The 18,433-nt window shown below is 29.1% G+C and carries 19 protein-coding genes; 16 read left to right on the top strand and 3 right to left on the bottom strand.

Translation table 11 applies throughout. From position 1 onward, the window contains the following. The first annotated feature begins 160 nt into the window (after positions 1-160). The 11 genes from Q0V24_RS06445 (at position 161) to Q0V24_RS06395 (ending at position 11,274) form a co-directional block, all read left to right on the top strand. The gene (locus Q0V24_RS06445) at positions 161-1,462 is read left to right on the top strand and encodes a glycosyltransferase (RefSeq protein ID WP_297519618.1); all 1,302 of its coding nucleotides are present in this window, start codon (positions 161-163) and stop codon (positions 1,460-1,462) included. A gap of 502 nt (positions 1,463-1,964) precedes the next feature. Then, on the top strand, positions 1,965-2,978 hold the full coding sequence (gene aroF, locus Q0V24_RS06440) for a 3-deoxy-7-phosphoheptulonate synthase (protein ID WP_297519615.1): 1,014 nt from the start codon (positions 1,965-1,967) through the stop codon (positions 2,976-2,978). Beyond that, the gene (gene aroB / locus Q0V24_RS06435) at positions 2,978-4,036 is read left to right on the top strand and encodes a 3-dehydroquinate synthase (RefSeq protein ID WP_297519613.1); all 1,059 of its coding nucleotides are present in this window, start codon (positions 2,978-2,980) and stop codon (positions 4,034-4,036) included. The genes aroF and aroB overlap by 1 nt, the downstream gene beginning before the upstream one ends. Before the next feature lie 15 nt (positions 4,037-4,051). Then, a complete protein-coding gene (gene aroA / locus Q0V24_RS06430) occupies positions 4,052-5,341 on the top strand; it encodes a 3-phosphoshikimate 1-carboxyvinyltransferase (protein WP_297519611.1) in 1,290 nt (429 codons plus the stop codon). Beyond that, positions 5,319-6,398, top strand: a complete 1,080-nt coding sequence (gene aroC / locus Q0V24_RS06425; RefSeq protein WP_297519609.1) for a chorismate synthase — start codon at positions 5,319-5,321, stop codon at positions 6,396-6,398. The genes aroA and aroC overlap by 23 nt, the downstream gene beginning before the upstream one ends. 57 nt (positions 6,399-6,455) lie before the next feature. Further along, the gene (locus Q0V24_RS06420) at positions 6,456-7,571 is read left to right on the top strand and encodes a chorismate mutase (protein WP_297519607.1); all 1,116 of its coding nucleotides are present in this window, start codon (positions 6,456-6,458) and stop codon (positions 7,569-7,571) included. A gap of 6 nt (positions 7,572-7,577) precedes the next feature. Continuing rightward, positions 7,578-8,399 (top strand): shikimate dehydrogenase, encoded by an 822-nt coding sequence (gene aroE / locus Q0V24_RS06415; RefSeq protein WP_297519605.1) that lies wholly within the window; start codon positions 7,578-7,580, stop codon positions 8,397-8,399. 14 nt (positions 8,400-8,413) lie between these two features. After that, positions 8,414-8,914 carry a shikimate kinase gene (locus Q0V24_RS06410; protein WP_297519604.1) on the top strand — a complete coding sequence of 167 codons (501 nt, stop codon included), beginning with the start codon at positions 8,414-8,416 and terminating at the stop codon, positions 8,912-8,914. Between the two features lie 18 nt (positions 8,915-8,932). Further along, on the top strand, positions 8,933-9,394 hold the full coding sequence (aroQ, locus tag Q0V24_RS06405; protein WP_297519602.1) for a type II 3-dehydroquinate dehydratase: 462 nt from the start codon (positions 8,933-8,935) through the stop codon (positions 9,392-9,394). Between the two features lie 54 nt (positions 9,395-9,448). After that, on the top strand, positions 9,449-10,288 hold the full coding sequence (locus Q0V24_RS06400) for a prephenate dehydrogenase (protein WP_297519600.1): 840 nt from the start codon (positions 9,449-9,451) through the stop codon (positions 10,286-10,288). Positions 10,289-10,422: 134 nt separating this feature from the next. Beyond that, a complete protein-coding gene (locus Q0V24_RS06395; RefSeq protein ID WP_297519597.1) occupies positions 10,423-11,274 on the top strand; it encodes a DegV family protein in 852 nt (283 codons plus the stop codon). 35 nt (positions 11,275-11,309) lie between these two features. Here the strand turns inward: Q0V24_RS06395 and Q0V24_RS06390 are convergent, their stop codons facing one another. Then, entirely contained in the window at positions 11,310-12,260 is a 951-nt protein-coding gene (locus Q0V24_RS06390; RefSeq protein WP_297519595.1) for a ribonuclease Z, read from the bottom strand. Between the two features lie 258 nt (positions 12,261-12,518). On the opposite strand from Q0V24_RS06390, the gene Q0V24_RS06385 reads away from it, so the two are divergent. Further along, positions 12,519-12,923 (top strand): hypothetical protein, encoded by a 405-nt coding sequence (locus tag Q0V24_RS06385; RefSeq protein ID WP_297519593.1) that lies wholly within the window; start codon positions 12,519-12,521, stop codon positions 12,921-12,923. Between the two features lie 223 nt (positions 12,924-13,146). After that, positions 13,147-14,814, top strand: coding sequence for an MFS transporter (locus Q0V24_RS06380; protein WP_366938279.1), 1,668 nt, complete (start codon positions 13,147-13,149; stop codon positions 14,812-14,814). A 56-nt stretch (positions 14,815-14,870) separates the two neighbouring features. Here Q0V24_RS06380 and Q0V24_RS06375 read toward each other — a convergent pair whose 3' ends face one another. Beyond that, entirely contained in the window at positions 14,871-15,434 is a 564-nt protein-coding gene (locus Q0V24_RS06375; protein ID WP_297519589.1) for a CYTH domain-containing protein, read from the bottom strand. Between the two features lie 266 nt (positions 15,435-15,700). Between Q0V24_RS06375 and Q0V24_RS06370 the strand changes: the two genes are divergently transcribed. The 3 genes from Q0V24_RS06370 to Q0V24_RS06360 all read left to right on the top strand — a co-directional run bounded on the left by Q0V24_RS06370 (position 15,701) and on the right by Q0V24_RS06360 (position 17,606). Further along, entirely contained in the window at positions 15,701-16,369 is a 669-nt protein-coding gene (locus Q0V24_RS06370; protein WP_297519587.1) for an NAD(P)H-dependent oxidoreductase, read from the top strand. Between the two features lie 49 nt (positions 16,370-16,418). Next, positions 16,419-17,087, top strand: a complete 669-nt coding sequence (locus Q0V24_RS06365; RefSeq protein ID WP_297519585.1) for an NAD(P)H-dependent oxidoreductase — start codon at positions 16,419-16,421, stop codon at positions 17,085-17,087. Positions 17,088-17,231: 144 nt separating this feature from the next. After that, positions 17,232-17,606: a Csa1 family protein gene (locus tag Q0V24_RS06360; RefSeq protein WP_366938281.1), complete on the top strand. Its 375-nt coding sequence runs from the start codon at positions 17,232-17,234 to the stop codon at positions 17,604-17,606. Between the two features lie 169 nt (positions 17,607-17,775). Here the strand turns inward: Q0V24_RS06360 and Q0V24_RS06355 are convergent. Then, positions 17,776-18,433 (bottom strand): transposase (locus Q0V24_RS06355; RefSeq protein ID WP_297519583.1); only part of this gene is annotated, 658 nt, incomplete at its 5' end.

Below are 18,433 nucleotides of genomic sequence, written 5' to 3'. Positions count from 1 at the left end.
GGTTTGAAAAATAAAAATAAGTATTTAATATTATAGATTTTACTTACAGAAGATGATAAAATTATGAACGTAATTGAATTCCAATGATATACATTATCTTTTGAGATATTTTATATGAAAATTGGGGTGATAGCTTTTGATTGAAGTAATAATAATTATATTGAGTATAATTTTAATTTTGATTTATGTAAGAGTTGGACATACACAACATTTAGAATCAAAAAAAATTAGGAAAAGTAGTGTGGAATATAAAGGATTATCAATTTTGATACCTTGTTATAATAATGTTAAAGATCTAAAAGTAGCTATCGCTTATTTAAAAAAAATAAAATATCCTAATTTGGAAATTATTTTTATAAATGATGGTTCGACAGATCATACAATGGATAAATTTAAATATTTATTAGAATTAGAAAAAGAGAGTAGTACTTTAAAAAGTCTTAATAAGACTGTGAAAGAAGTTTATAAATCAAAAACTTTTAAAAATATTTATGTAGTTGATAAAGAGCATGAAAATCGTAGTTATAGCTTAGATTTAGGAACAGAACTTAGCTCTAAGGAATATCTAGTTACGATTGGTGCAAATTCTATTCTTAAACAAGATGCTTTATTTTTATTAAATATGAATTTGCAAAATGAAGATGTGATAGCAACAAGTGGAAGTATAATGATTAAACAAGGGATTGATATGGACGCAGATGGTAAGCTTACATTTAAATCGGATTGTAAATTTATTGAATATGCACAGTTTATGGAGTATATAGCTACATTTAATATAATAAGAAATTCAATGAGCAAAGCTAATTCGTTGACAATTGTTTCAAGTGATTTTGGAGTTTATAAAAAAGAAGTTATATCTGAATTAAAGTGTTTTAAAAATAAAAAAAATACTAGTATGGATATTTCATTGCAATTAAATAAGTATGCAAAAGAAAAAAATAAAAAAATAACATATGATGATAGGGCAATTTGTTTTAAAGATGGGTGTAGTGATGTTTTCTCATGTTGTCTTGAAAGAATGAGTTATCAATCTAGTTTTATAAGTAGTTTGAAAAAACATATAAAATTTTTAGTGAGTGGATGTTTCACTAGTAAATTGTTTTTCTTAGCATTTTTCAACACTATTATTTTAGGGTATATTTCTATAATTTTAATTTTATCAGGAATTGGATATTTAATAATTTCTATTTTTATGGATGGGTATGTGAGTATAGATACATATTTACAAATAATTTTAGGGGCAATTATATTCATATTTTATAGCATAATTAACATAAGGTGTGCACTTAATAATAATCTTAGTTTTAAGAATATAAAAAAACATAAAATTATATTAATTCATTTATACATTTTAATTATATACAAACCTATAATGATGTTTACATTCATTTATACAGCTATTAAAAAACTTTTTGGTAGAGAGTATATTTGTAAATGTCTTAAATTATATAAGTACGAATAAAAAAAATAAATAATTTTATAAAATAATCACAAGATAAGGAATAGTGAGTACTATAAAAGTATAAAATTAATAGAGTACGAATTATAGTGTTATAAATATTAAAAAAGTTCTTGACTTTAAATTTTATAATAGTATAATTAAATCAAATTTGGAATTAATTTACAAATAATGGGAGGGGATTATGTTGATTACAATCACTAGAAAATTTGTGTCATTTTTTTATAACTTTTATTATAACCTAAGCTTTTATTTTAGCATGGTTATCTTTAGTAACGAAAAAAATAATATACAAAATATCTAATGAGTATGATAGAAACATAAGCCTCGCCGTAGTCAATATTGGCAAATAAGAATTATTGTTTTAAAATAGGATTCATTAGTGAATCTTATTTTTTTTTAGAAAAATTGGGGTGTTTAATATTAATTTCAAATCTTAACAATAAGTATACAAATAAATGCTAAAATTAAAATTAGCAAAAGGGTAAAAGTAGGAGGGTTATTTATGATAGTTATTTTAAAGCCAAAAACAAAGGAATTAGAGGTTAAAAAATTAATCTCTAAAATACAGAGCTTAGGAGTAGACGTACAAGTGGTAAACGGAGAAGGAAAAAACATTTTAGGATTAGTTGGTGACACAAGTAGAATAGATCCTAAAAAGATAGAAGCAAATGAAAATGTAGAAAGAGTATGTAAAGTTCAAGAACCTTACAAGAAAGCAAATAGAGTATTCCACCCAGAAAACTCTATATTTGATATATGTGGTAGAAAAGTTGGAGGAAAACAAATTACATTAATTGCTGGACCGTGTTCAGTAGAAACTCCAGAACAAATAATATCTATCGCAAAAGATGTAAAAGAAATTGGAGCAGGATTTTTAAGAGGTGGTGCATTTAAACCAAGAACTTCACCATATAGTTTCCAAGGCTTAGAAGCAGAGGGATTAGAACTTTTAAAGCTTGCTAGAAAAGAAACAGGTCTTCCAATAGTTACAGAAATAATGTCAACAAGCATGATAGACAGATTTGTTGATGATGTTGATGTAATTCAAGTTGGAGCTAGAAATATGCAAAACTTTGATTTATTAAAAGAGCTTGGTAAAACGGATAAGCCAATATTACTTAAAAGAGGTTTATCAGCTACTATAGAAGAACTTTTAATGTCAGCTGAGTACATTATGGCTGGTGGAAATGATAGAGTTATACTTTGTGAGAGGGGAATAAGAACTTTTGAAACTTATACAAGAAATACTCTTGATTTAAGTATGGTTCCAGCTATCAAAAAGCTTAGCCACTTACCAGTTATTATTGATCCATCTCATGCAGCAGGAAAGAACTGGATGGTAGACCCATTATCAAAAGCTGCCATAGCAGTTGGTGCTGATGGTCTTATTATAGAAGTTCATAATGACCCAGCTAATGCTTTATGTGACGGACAACAATCATTAAAACCATCAGAGTATGCACAGCTTGTTGAAGAAATGAAAGCAATAGCTAAAGCAGTAGGTAGAGAAATCTAGTGAAACAATTAAGAGTAAATCTTGATGAGAGAAGTTATGATATTTTAATAGAAAGTAAGCTTAGAGAAAACCTATCTAAATATATAAGGGAAGTCCACACAGGAAATAGAGTTGTTATTATAACAGATACTAACCTTGATAGAATTTATGGAAAAGAACTTAAAGAGCATTTAGAGGCAAATGGTTTTAAGGCAAGATTTATAGTTATAGAGGCAGGGGAGAAAAGTAAAAACTTTTCTTCGCTGCTACCTATATATAATGAGCTTTTAGAGTTTAAACTTACTAGAAGTGATTTAGTAATAGCTTTTGGTGGTGGAGTTGTAGGTGACTTAGGTGGTTTTGTTGCTTCAACATTTTTAAGAGGTGTAGATTTTATACAAATTCCAACATCTTTACTTGCACAGGTTGATTCAAGCGTAGGTGGTAAGGTTGCAGTAGACCTTGATGCAGGGAAAAATTTAGTTGGTAGCTTTTATCATCCAAAAAGAGTTTTAATTGATACAGATATACTAAATACATTAGAAGAAAAGTTCTTTAATGATGGACTTGGAGAAGTTATAAAGTATGGATGTATAAAGGATTCAGAGCTTTTTGATAGATTAGAAAAATATAAAGATAGAAAAGAATTAAAGTTAAATATAGATGATATTGTTTATACTTGTTGTGATATAAAAAGACAGGTAGTTGAAAATGATGAGAGAGACACCGGAGAGAGAATGCTTCTTAATTTTGGTCATACTCTTGCACATGCTATAGAGAAGTTTTATAATTTTGAAACTTATAGTCATGGCGAGGCAGTGGGGATTGGAATGTATCAAATTTCACTTATTAGTGAAATTTTAAATCTAACAAAGGAAGGCTCTGCTATAAGAATAAAAACTATGTTAGAAAAATATGATTTGCCATTTATGTGTGATGTAATGAAGAGTGGTAATGATGATTTATTAGAAGCTATAAAGCTTGATAAGAAGAATTTAAATGATAGTTTAAATGTTATTTTGTTAAAGGAAATTGGAGAGAGTTTTATATATAAAACTACTTATGAGTTTTTTAAATAGAGGGGGCATATGGAAATGTCTAAGATTAGAATAAAATCAAAAAAGATAGAAGGTACAGTATCAGTTCCGCCATCAAAAAGTATGGCACACAGAGCAGTTATATGTGCAGCTCTTGCAAAGGGAAAAAGTATAATAAGTAATCTTGATTTATCAGATGATATAATAGCAACAATAAATGCTATGAAATCGCTTGGGGCGAGTATAGAAGATTTAGGTAATAAAAGTTTTCTAATAGATGGTAGTAAGACTTTTGAAAATAAAGAAGATGATATAGTTGTTGATTGTAATGAATCAGGTTCAACACTTAGATTTATTGTACCAATATCAATAGCAAAGGAAAATAAAGTTAAGTTTGTTGGAAGAGGAAATCTTGGGAAAAGACCTCTTGATATTTTTTATGAAATATTTGACAGACAAAAGATTGACTATTCATGTGAAAAAAATATTTTAAATCTTGATATTAATGGAAAGTTAAAGGGTGAAATTTTTAAGGTAGCTGGAAATGTAAGTTCACAGTTTATAAGTGGGTTAATGTTTACATTACCATTACTTGAAAATGATTCAAAAATAGTGATTACAACAGAGCTTGAATCTAAAGGATATTTAGATTTAACATTAGCAATGTTAAAAAGTTTTGGTATTGAGGTTATAAATAAAGAATATAAAGAATTTATTATAAAAGGAAAGCAAGAATATAATGCTTTTGATTATGAGGTTGAGGGTGATTATTCACAAGCAGCATTCTATTTATCAGCAGGTGCAATTGGAAATAAGGTTGCTATAAAAAATCTTGATTTATATTCACTTCAAGGAGATAAAGAGGTTATTAAAATATTAGAAGACCTTGGAAATAGACTTGTTATAGAGAATAAAGCATTATCTATAAAGCAATGTGAGGAAGAAGAATCTATTATTGATGGAAAAGGTTGCCCAGATGTGATTCCAGTTATAACAGTAGTTGCAGCACTAACTAAAGGGACTACAAAAATTATAAATGCTGGAAGACTTAGAATTAAAGAATGTGATAGACTTCATGCGATAACTACAGAACTTAATAAACTTGGTGCAAATATTACAGAATTTGAAGATGGACTTGTAATAGAGGGTGTTGAAACTTTAAAGGGTGGAGAAGTTTCTAGTTATGATGACCATAGAATAGCAATGAGTATGGCAATAGCATCTACAAGATGTGAGGAAGATTTAATTCTTGAAAATCCTGCTTGTGTTTCAAAGTCATATCCAAACTTTTGGGAAGATTTTAAGATGTTAGGAGGAGAGTTTTATGAGTGGAACATGGGGGAATAATATAGAACTTTCTATATTTGGAGAATCACATGGAAAAGCTATTGGGATAGTTATAAATGGTATTAAAGCTGGTATTTCAATTGATATGGAAAAAGTAGAGATTGAAATGCAAAGAAGAGCGCCGGGGAAAGATAAGTTATCTACTCCAAGAAAAGAAGCTGATAAGCCTGTAATTCTTTCAGGGATTTTTGAGGGAAAAACTACAGGTGCACCAATATCTATGATGATTGAAAATAGCGATACAAGGTCAAGAGATTATTCTAAGACTAAGGATTTAATGAGACCTGGTCATGCTGATTATTCAGGCTTTGTAAGATATGCTGGGTTTAATGATTATAGAGGTGGAGGTCATTTTTCAGGTAGAATAACGGCTCCAATAGTTTTTGCAGGTGCAATAGCAAAGCAAATTTTAGAATCTGAAGGCATTAAAGTTGGTGCTCATATTAAAGCAGTTTCAAATATTAATGATGATTCATTTGATTTTGTGAATTTAAGTAGTGAAACTTTAAGTAGTCTTTTAGAGAAAGAATTACCTGTATTAGATGATTCTAAGATAGAGGCAATCAAAGAAGAAATTATGTCTGCTAAAAAAGATGTGGATTCAGTTGGTGGAGTTATAGAAACAGGAATTATAGGAGTCAAAGCAGGAGTTGGTTCACCATTTTTTGATTCTTTAGAAAGTAAAATAGCATCACTTGCATTTTCTATTCCAGCAGTTAAAGCGATTGAATTTGGACTTGGTTTTGATATAGCAAAAGCTAGAGGGTCTAAGGCTAATGATGAGTATTATATTGAAGAGGGTGTTATAAGAGCTTACTCAAATAATAACGGTGGAATTGTTGGTGGAATTACTAATGGAATGCCTGTTATACACAGAGTTGCTATAAAGCCTACTGCCTCAATTAGTAGAGAGCAGAGAACTGTAAATATAGAAACAATGCAAAATGAAATTATAAAAATTGAGGGAAGACATGACCCTTGTATAGTTCAAAGGGCTGTTGTTGTTATAGAGGCAATATCTGCGATTGCAGTTTTAGAACTTCTTAATGAAAGATAAAAAGTAAAATGGAAATTAGGTTAGGCTAGAGAAGTAATTTAAAAGGTGGTTAGATAAATGAAAGATCTAGACTATTGTAGAAATAGAATTGATGAAATAGATCAAAAACTTATAGAACTTTTTGAAGAGAGAATGAATATTGTGGTAGATGTTGCAAGATATAAAGAAGCAAATAATCTTCCTATATTCAATAAGCAAAGAGAAGATGAGGTTATAGCAAAGAATGTTGCAAGGGTAAAAGATGAAGCTTTAAAATCTTACACGAGAGATATGCTACATAGCCTTATGGATATAAGCAAAGAGTATCAGTGTGAAAAAATAGGGAAAAGAGAAGCAGCACTTTCAAAAGGCAAAGAGATAAAACTTGGGTTCCAAGGGGATTTAGGTTCTTTTGGGGAAGAAGCACTTATTAAATATTTTGGTAAGGGATATGCAAAAACTAATTTTGAAGAATTTGAAGATGTTTTTACAGCACTTAAATTTTCAAAAATAGATTATGGTGTACTTCCTATAGAAAATTCATCAACTGGGTCAATTACAGCAGTTTATGACCTTTTGAAAAAATATGGATTCCACATAGTTGGTGAAACACTTTTAAGAATTGAACACAATTTACTTGGTGTTAAGGGAACAAAGATAGAAGATATAAAAGAAGTATATTCACACAGTCAAGGATTTGAGCAAAGTAGTGATTATATTAAAACATTAAAAGATATTAAAACTATTCCATATCATAATACAGCTATAAGTGCGAAGTATGTTTCAGAAAGTAATGATAGCACAAAGGTAGCAATAGCAGGTAAAAGAGCAGCAGAAATTTATGATTTAGAAATTCTACAAAAGGCTATAAATAATGCTAAGGAAAATTATACAAGATTTATAGTTATTGGTAGAGAGTTTGAGTCAACAGAATTATGTAATAAGCTTACAATATCATTTACAGTTCCTAATAAAGCAGGATATTTATATAAACAACTAGAAGCATTTTCTAATAGTAATATAAATATGAGGAAAATAGAATCAAGACCTATGGGGAATGGTTCATTTAATTATTTCTTCTATGTTGATATTGATGGGAATATAAATATACCAGAGGTTAAAGCTGCACTTGATATGGTTGAAGAAACAGCACAAGATTTTAGAATACTTGGTGCTTATAAAAGACAGGAGTAATTTAAAATGAAAGTATTTGGATTAATAGGTGAAAAGTTAGGTCATAGTTTATCACCAGAGATACATGAGAATCTTTATAATAAAATTAATATGGATGCAAAATTCAATCTGTTTTCAGTAGTTAAATCTGATATTTCCAATGTTGTAAGTTCAATTAAAACTCTTGGAGTAAAAGGGTGTAATGTTACTATTCCTTATAAAGAAACAGTAATGGAGCAGTTAGATTTTATATCAGATGAAGCTAAAAAAATCGGTGCTATAAATACTATTTTAATTAAAGATGGTAATAGCTATGGATATAATACTGATTATTATGGATTTAAAAGAATGCTTCAAAGAGATGGAGTTATATTCAAAGATAAAGTCTTTTATATTTTAGGTTCTGGTGGTGCATCAAAAGCTATTGTGCATTGTCTTTTAGATGAGGGTGCTACAAAACTTGTGATGGTTTCAAGAGATAAAAATATTGCAAAAGAAAAGTTTAAAGGCTTGAGTAAAATGGAGTTTTTAAATTATGAGGATTTATCAGAAATTGATAGTGCTTATGCAGTGGTTAATACAACTCCTTGTGGAATGTATCCGAGCGTTGATACAACTGCGATAGATAAAAAGATTTTTGAAAAGTTTGAAGTTGCTTGTGATATAGTTTATAATCCAGAGCAAACTAGATTTTTAAAAGAAGCTAAAGATGCAGGTTTAAAAACTGTTAAGGGTCTTTATATGTTAGTTGCACAAGCAATGAGAGCAGAAGAGATTTGGAATGATATTGTGATTGATGAAAAAGTTGAAAAAGAAATATTTGAAAAGTTAAGTTTAAGATTTAAGTAAAGCGAGTGATTAATTTGAAAAAAGGAATTGTTTTAATAGGAATGCCAGGGTCAGGAAAAACAACTCTAGGACAGGATGTTGCAAATGAGCTAAATCTTAAATTTGTTGATATGGATTATTTTATAGAAAGAAGTACAAAAAAATCTATAAATGAAATATTTGAATCTGGAGAGGAAGTTTTTAGAGCTTATGAAACTAAGACTTGCGAAGTTCTTTCAAGACTTGAAAATTCTTTAATATCAACAGGTGGGGGAGTAGTTAAAAAAAGAGAGAATATAGATTATTTTAAAGATTTTATTGTAGTTTTTATAAATAGACCATTAGAACTTATACTAGAGGATGTTGATACAAGTACAAGACCTCTACTGCAAGATGGAAAATCAAAACTTATAAATCTTTATAGAGAGAGAATTGATTTATATAATCAATATGCAGATGTTATTGTTATAAATGATGGAAGCATTTCTGATATAGTATCAGAAATAGTAGAGAAAACTAAAAAAAGTTTAGTTTAAAGGTATAGGTGGAATAGTATGAGAATTAAACTTATAAATGGACCAAATTTAAACCTTCTTGGAATAAGAGAAAAACAGATTTATGGTAGTAAAGACTTTAATGATGTTGTAGCTATGGTTAAAGAAGAGGGGAAAAAACTTGGGCATGAAATAATAGATTTTCAAAGTAATATAGAGGGTGAACTTATAAATGAGATTCACAGTGCGTACTTTGATAAATATGATGGAATTATTATAAATCCAGGGGCATATACACATTACAGTATTGCAATTTATGATGCTTTAAAAGGTGTTGATATACCAACGGTAGAGGTACATCTTAGTAATATACACAAGAGAGAAGAATTTAGACATAAGTCAGTTATAGCACCAGCTTGTATAGGGCAGATATGTGGGTTTGGAGATTTTGGATATATACTAGGAATTAAAGCATTAGAAAATCATCTTAAAGATAAGACTGACGTAAAGAAAGAGAGCTAGATTAAAATTGGCTCTCCTTCTTTTTTTTTATTAATTTAAAAGGGGTAAAATAATATGAATATAACATTAGTGGGACTTGGAGTAATTGGGGGGTCGATAGGGCTTAGCCTTAGAGGAAAGATATACGGAGTAAATATTCAAGGTATAGATATTAAAAGAGATACAATAGTAAAAGCATTTGAACTTGGAATAATAGAAAAAGGTGCGACGATAGACACACCAGAAGAAATTGAGATTTTAAAAGAAGCAGATATGATAATTCTTAGTATATACCCAGATGCGATAAAAGATTTTATAGAAAACCATAAAGGGATTTTTAAAAAAGACTTAATAATAGTAGATACATCAGGGGTTAAAAATCATTTGAAAGATATTGAAATACCAGAGGGAGTAGATTTTGTATTAACACATCCTATGGCTGGTAGAGAGAAAAAAGGAATTGAGTATGCTTCAAGAAAAGTATTTATAGATGCTAACTTTATTATAACTAGAACAGAGAAAAATAAAGATGAAAATATAGAGGAAGTTAAGTTTTTAGCTAAAAAAATGGGTTTTTCTACTATAGTTGAAACTAATGCAGACTTACATGATGAGATAATAGCATTTACAAGTCAATTACCACATGCAATTGCAGTATCTCTTATGAATAGTGATGATTTATCTGTTGATACAGGTTCATTTACAGGGGATTCTTATAAAGAGATAACAAGAATTGCAAATATAAATGAAGATTTATGGTGTGAGCTTTTTATTAGTAATAAAGAAAATTTAGCAAACAAGATAGATAGTTTTATTTTAGAACTTGAAAAACTTAAAAAATCAGTTGTAGAAGAGGATAGAGATACTTTGAAAAGTAAGTTTATAGAGGCTACAACAAGAAGAACTAACTTATAATTGGTAAAAAATGAATAATATTTTGATTATCTTAATATTTTATAATATAATATTCTTTAACGATATTTGAATTTAAATTTACAATGGAAAATATTGCTTCAAAAAACTTAGTTGTTTAATTTTAGGAGGTTTTTATGTCAATAAAAATAATAACAGATAGTACAAGTTATATACCACAGGAATATATAGATAAGTATGATATTAGTGTTATATCATTAAATGTAATAATGGATAATATAAGTGAGAGGGAAGCTGATGTAGATGCAAAAGAGTTTTATGATAAGCTTGCGGTAGCAGGTACATTTCCAAAATCAGCACAGCCGGCAATGGATGAATTTGCAAATGCTTTTCTTAAAGTTGTAGAAAAGGGTGATGAGGTTCTAGGGATATTTTTATCCTCAAAACTTAGTGGAACGTATTCGACATCACATTTAATAAAAGAAATGGTCTTAGATAAATACCCAACGGCTAAAATTGAGCTTATTGATAGTTTAAATACAACTATGAGTATGGGATTTATGGTAGTAGAGGCAGCAAAACTTGCAAATGAAGGAAAATGTATAGAAGAAATTAAAGAATATATAGAGATTATGAGAAAAAGAGTAGATATTATATTTATTCCAGGTTCACTTAGTCACCTTAGAAAAGGTGGGAGATTAGGTGCAGCAGCTGCACTTATAGGTGGGTTATTAAAAATAACTCCACTATTACATGTCGTAGATGGGTCAGTTGAAGTTTTAGAAAAAGTTAGAACTCATAAAAAAGCCGTAAGTGAGATGCTAAAAATTATAAAAGATAAAATGGATAAAAAAGGACTAGGTGAAGCAGTTATTTATCATATATTAAACCATGATGAGGCCGTTGAAATTCAAACAAGAGTAAAAGAAGAATTAGGATTAACATGTCACATAATGGATATTGGAGCTATAATAGGTCTTCATGTTGGACCTCAAAGTGTTGGGGTAGCATATTATACAAAACAATGAAAAATGGACTAGCTCAAAAGAGTTAGTCCATTTTTTTACTTAAATATAAGTTTTTTAATCATATGAGCTTCACCAATAGTTGTATTTTCAAATACTTCACGAGCATTTGAAATAAATAAACTAGGATTTGGCATAGCAGGGCTAAAATGAGTTAAAAGAAGTTCTTCTACATTTGCATCTTTAGCAAGAGTAGCAGCCTCTCTAAAAGTCATATGTTTATTTTGTATAGCCTTGTCTATATCCTCATCATCACCATAAGTACCTTCACATACAAAAAGATTGCTATCTTTGATAAAATCTACAATCTTAGGAATTGTTCTAGTATCTGTTACATAGGAGAATTTAAGTCCATCTCTATCTTGTCCTAAAACAAGGGCAGGAGTATAGGTAATTCCTTCAAATTCTAGAGCACCACCTTTTTGGAGTTTACCCCAAAGTGGTTTTGGAACATTATTTTGAATTGCCTTGTCTATATCAAACTGAGCTGTTCTTTTTATATTAAAAGAGTAGCTTATACAGGGGGCAGAGTGTTCAACTGAAATAGTTGAAATTTCTAGTGGTTCAAAACAAGTTTTATTTTTATCAATTAATTTAAGTTCTCCATCTTCAATGGCAAACTTAAATTTAGAGTCTGATGCTTCTATAACATTTATATCATAAGGAAGGTAGGGTGCTATAACTCTAAGCCCCGTTATGATTTCTTTTATGCCTTTTGGTCCTATTATAGTTAGTGGAGTTTCTCTACCAGAGTTTCCGATAGTAGCAAGTAGTCCAGGAATTCCAACTGTATGGTCACCATGTCCATGTGTTATGCATATTATATCTATTGATTTAAATCCCCAACCAAGTTCTCTCATAGATACTTGAGTTCCCTCTCCGCAGTCTATAAGTATTTTTCTGCCTTTAAAATTCAAGAGTCCAGCTGAAAGATATCTACCAGGAAGGGGCATTCCACCACCAATACCAAGCATAGCTAAGTCAATCATTTAATCACCTCACAATTTATTTAATCTTAGTACTATGTTTTCATAATACTATTATACGATAAATTAGCATAAATATGAAAATAAAACAAATAAATATATCTTATCTAAGAGAGAATGGTTATATAAATAATAGGGATAGTATACCTTATCTATAGAGGGATACTTTGCAATTAGTGAGTTTGCAATTATACAGAGAATTTATTATAATAAGCCATAATAAATTATAAAATTAAGTTTAAAAAGGATGTGTATTTTAAAATGTCTGAACTCGGATATGGGTCGCCCAAGGAGATTCCTTCGATATTTAATCTAGGGAGCAAAAAAATAATCAGTTATTTAACTGGTGCTTATGTTGAAAATCATAAGAAAAAATCTATATTAAAAGATTTGTTTAATATTTTTAATTATTCAACAAGGAGTTTCCTCGTGGCTTTTGCTGACGATAGTATGGTTATTGGTGAATTAGATAGGGGTAATATAGCAGATGAACATGTGATATTATCTTATAATGAAATCGAAAAATTCAATTATTATACTAAGTCAGGCAATCTAGAGATTATAACAGATAAGAATTCTAGATATTCAATTAAAGTTTCAAAACATGAGCTTCATCATAGCATGAAGAATATAAATAATAAATTAGAACTTAAATATCTAGCTTAATCCATTTAAAACTAAACAGTATATACAGGCTATGCCCATTTGGGCATAGTTTTTTTATTTATTAGAATTAAAAAAAGATAATGAAGCAAAATATAAGTATTGACTGATTAAAAAATAGATAATATAATAAATAAATATGAAAACTTATTGGTTTTTTATAAAAACTAATAAGTACAAACAAAAGAAAAAACTCAATATAATAAAATCGAGGGAGTGTTTACTAATGAAGAAAACATCTACTAAGCTAACGATGCTAGTATTTCTTTTAGGAATAGCAATGGGAGCTTTAGATTCTGGGATAGTTTCTCCAGCTAGGGATATAATTGCAAACGGTTTAAATGCAAGTCAAAGTTCAAGTATTTGGATGATTACAATTTATACACTTGCGTATGCAGTTGCAATTCCTATAATGGGAAAACTTGCAGATAGTTTTGGAAGAAAAAAGATTTATTTAATATCAATATTTTTATTTGGAATAGGTTCCCTATTCTGTGGACTAGCTGATTACTTTAATAGCTACTCTATGCTTCTTACATCAAGAGTAATTGAAGCTATAGGTGGTGGGGGAATTATGCCAATTGCAACATCTTATGTTGGAACATCTTTCCCAAAAGAAAAAAGAGGTATGGCACTTGGAATTATTGGTGCTATATTTGGAATATTCACAGTTATAGGACCATCTCTTGGTTCAGCAATACTACAAATCTTTGGTAATGATAACTGGGGATTATTATTCTTTATAAATGTACCTATAAGTATAGTAATTATATTTATGGCTTCAAAATTAGAAGAAAAAGTTACTGCTAAAGGAGTTAAAATTGACTATGCAGGGTCAGTTACTTTAACAGTTTTAATACTTTCACTTATGTACTTCTTAACTAATTTAAAATTTGATAATCTATGGAAGTCAATTCAGTCAACAGATGTTTGGCCTTACATAATAATATTTATAATATCTATACCTGTATTTGTATTCTTTGAAAAGAGAGCAGAAAGTCCAGTTTTAAATCTGCATTATTTCAAGGATAGAAATATAAGTATATTATTAATTTTAAGTTTACTTGTAAGTTTTGGACTTATGGCAGTTGTGTTCTTACCTCAATTTAGTGAGAATGTATTAAAAATACCTGCTGGTAGTGGTGGATATTATACAACTATATTTGCAGTGTTTATGGGGATAGCCTCACCAATAAGTGGTAAACTTACAGATAAAATAGGTGCAAAAATAGTTATAATAGCAGGGTTCTTACTTATAGCAATAGGTGCTTTATATGAAGGGCTTGTAACTTGCTATAATCCAAGTTTTATTAATTTATTTATTGGAATAGGTCTTATAGGATTTGGTACAGGGTTCAGTTTTGGTACACCAATGAACTATTTAATGCTTAGTTATGTTCCAGATTCAGAAGCGACAATGGGACAATCAACAATCGCTTTATTTAGATCTATAGGTATAGCAGTAGCACCTAATGTACTTATAAATTACATAGCAGATGCAGCTAAAAAAGTTCCATCAGCAGTTCAAGCAGTAATACCAAAAATGCAAGGTATGGGTGCAGCAAGTTCAGCTCATGGGGCAGTGGCAAGTAGTGCACTTCAAAATGCGAATGCCTATAATATATTTAGTTCAATCAAACAGATGATTGAAGGACAATTTGCTAGTTTAATGAAAGGTGGTGCTGGAAATCCAGCAATGCTTGGGAAGTTAAAGGAAGCATCAGTAGCTTATATGGCTCAACTTGATAATGCGAAAGACTCAATAGTTTATGCATTCCAACACACATTAAATATAGGATATTCAAATATGTTTATATTCTCTGGTGTTGTTTCAATAGTTGCTATGTTTATAGCATTTACTTTAAAAGATGCTAAGGCAAAGAAAGTAGCATAATATATAAAAATATAAGGACTATGTAGATTAATAAAATCTACATAGTCCTTAATTTTTTATAAGCCTTTTCCTTTAGCGTTTGGTGTAAATCCTCTTTCCTTAAGAATTTGATAGATAGTTTTTGAAGTCGTGTCCTCTGGTGTGTAGCCAAGGAATTCTAAAACTTCATTTAATTCTTCTTCACAAGTAGTTTCAATTTCTATATATGGGAAAGGACAAAAATTCTTATCATTTATATCTATTTCTATAAGAGAGTTTTTATATTTATAGCTTTCCCTATACTTTTTGATAGACTCTTGAAGTTCAAGTCCTAGTGATTCAAAGATTTTAGTTCCCATTTCGCCATTTTCAATTATAGTTTCATTTTCTTCCATAACTTTAAATTTACCTTGTGATAACATTTTTTTTGTAGTCATAAAGTAAACAGTTTTGTTATTTATCATATCTTCAACAGTTCTGATTCTTGCATAACCTTTTTTGTCTAAAAGTCTTCTATCAGCAAAATCATATATGTCATTTACTTGGTTTTCTTTTTTTACATTGATTGCACCTACTTTTGTGCAAAGTTCTCTAATTTTATCTACATCAATGTCCATGACTCTAGTTTCAAATTCTTGCATTATTATAATCCTCCAAAATGTGTAATATAGATATATTATAGAATTAAATTTTGTATATTTCAAAAATTTTAATCAAAATGACACAAAAACCACAAAGTCTTTGTGTAAAATAAGATTATGCAAGTGAATTGCGTACAATTTATTTGTGTGCAATTTATATTGAGTAAAAATAAAGTTATTTAATAAGTAGGACTATTTATATTTTTTTTGTAAAAGCTATAAATGTATAGTTATTAGATAAGCTAATTATAGAGGAGAATTTTAAAATGAATAATAAAATAAATGAAATAATGGAATCTTTAGAGTTTAGACATGCTTGTAAAGAATTTGATAATACAAAAAAAATAAGTGATGAGGAATTTAAGGTAATACTTGAAGCAGGAAGACTTGCACCAAGTTCACTTGGACTTGAGCCTTGGAGATTTATTGTTATAGATAATCAAGACTACAAGGATAAGCTTGGAGAAGTTTCATGGGGCGGAAGAAGACAAATACCTACTTGTAGTAAGTTTGTTGTTATTTTAACTAGAAATGCTAATTCTTTAAGATATGATTCAAAGTATATTGACCACCTATTAAAAGATATTAAAAAAGTTCCTGCTGATATAGAAGTTATGATGAAAGATACTTTAAAGAAGTTAGAAGTAGCTAGATTTGATATAGATAATAGAAGTGAGTTATTAAATATGTATTCTAATACACAAAGTCATATGGCTCTTCAAAATATGATGCAAATTGCAGCAGAAATGAAGATTGATTCATGTGCAATTGGTGGATATGATGAGGCTACTTTAGAAGAGATTCTTGTAAAAGAAGGAATGCTTAATAAAGATGAGTTTATAATTGGAACAACAGTTGCTTTTGGATATAGAAAAGCAGAACCAAGACCAAAAACAAGACAATCATTTGAAGAACTTGTTCATGTAATTAAATAATAGAAATTAGGAATACTAAGATAGATTAAACAAAAGAGGAGAATTTTATATGAAAATAAATAAAAAAGATGTAATAGATATATTTAATTTTAGATTTGCTACAAAGGAATTTAATGGAGAGATAATACCAAGAGAAGATATGGAAATGATAGTTGAAACAGGTAGATTATCACCAAGTTCATTTGGTCTTGAGCCATGGAAGTTTTTAGTTTCAGATAGTAAAGAACTTATAAATGAAGCAGCAGCAGTATCATGGGGAATGCAAAGACAGGCTCCAACTACAAGTCATATAGTATTTGGACTTACAAGAGCAGGAAAAGATGTTAGATTTGATGCTAAATACCTTCATGATATTTGGGTAGAAAACAAAGGTGTTTCAGAAGAGTTCTTTGCAGGACTTAAACCGATATTAGAGCAATTCCAAAAATCAAATATGGATATAGAAAGTTCAGATAAAGCACTTACAGAGTGGTCAGCAAGACAAAATTATATAGCACTTGGTAATATGATGACATCAGCAGCTATGATTGGTGTAGATTCATGTGCAGTAGAAGGTTTTGATAAAGAAAAAGTTGAGGAAATTCTTGTTAAAAGAGGATTACTTAATAAAGAAGAATTTGAACTAAGTTATATTATAGTATTTGGATATAGAGCTGAAAGTCCAAATAGAGAGAAATCAAGAAAACCTGCAAGTGAAATAATTGAGTGGGTTAAATAATTAAATAGTATTATTTAGTAAAAAACGCAGAGAAATCTGCGTTTTTTTGTTTTTACAACATTATATATTGAATATATTTTTCAGAAAAGATACAATTTACATATAAAGGGAATAGGAGGGGGTTAAAATTTAGTTAATGAAGATATTCCAGAAAATATTAAGAATGGTTTAGTTAAATTTACTATTATGTATGACTTTATTGAGTTAGATAGAGAATATTTGGATAATTTAAAATCTACAAGAATTGTTCATAATCCAAATATGCCCTTATATGATGCAGTTTATAATTTGAAGCCTAATGATAAAAATATAGCAAAAATAAAACAAATATATCCTGATTTAGTTGTGGACGAAAAAAAATGTACTTTAGAGTTAAATGCCAATGGTAGACCATGGGATACGATAGGAAGAGTTTATTTGCAAATTAATTTAGATGGAAAGAGTAATACATACCTTACTTCAACTATGAGTTTTGGAACAAGTAAAAATGTTGATAAAACAATAGAAGAAAAAAATTAAAATGGAAAATATAACTTATCAAATAAAAGGAAGTTAAAAGTTAGTTATAGTGATAAAAATAGACCAGCTAATAATAGTCAAGTAAATTATTGAAAAATAAATTTTCTTAAAAAAGGGTATAGCAAACAAAGCATAGCGTGAATACGAATGATTACAAAAAATGGATAAACTAAGCTACATTGTTTAAATACATTTTTTCATGAATTCTAGGATCTCTTAATTCAAAAGATTCTTGATTACGAAGAACTGCAAAAATATAATTTAGTAGTTTATGCATAAGAGCAATTAATGAAACTTTGGCTTTTTTTCCTTTAAGGTTATTTTGATAGTAATCTAATAAAACATAGTTTATAGGAATTCCTTTACGGGTTTTACGAATAGAAGCTAATGCTACTGCATATAAAGCTCGACGACCTATACGAGTTCCTCGTTTTGATATTTTATTTTGATTACCTTTAAATTTACCAGATTCATTAACGGAACTATCAACACCAAAGAATGCTACCAAGTGTTTAGGCTTTGCAAACTTTTTTATATCTCCAATTTCAGCAATTATACTAATAGCTGTGAGATAGCCTATGCCTGGTATAGAATCAATTAAATCTATATTGTTTTTTATTGATTCTGGAAAATTATTAGAGTTAATAAAAGATTTAATTTCCTTTAGTAAAATATTTAATTCTGTTTCTAAAGCAGCTATTATATTTAGTGAACTAGTAATTTTAATTGATAACCCTTGTAAAGGAAGTCCGATAATAATAGCTTCCTGCGCAGTTTCAACTAATTTGTTATAAATTTTTTCGGACCACGCTAAGCCTTTTTTAGAT

It is taken from the genome of uncultured Clostridium sp. (genome assembly GCF_947039605.1).
Lineage (GTDB): Bacteria > Bacillota > Clostridia > Clostridiales > Clostridiaceae > Sarcina.
The sequence above is the reverse complement of the archived record's forward strand: the minus strand, read 5'-3'. Positions and strand labels throughout refer to the sequence as shown.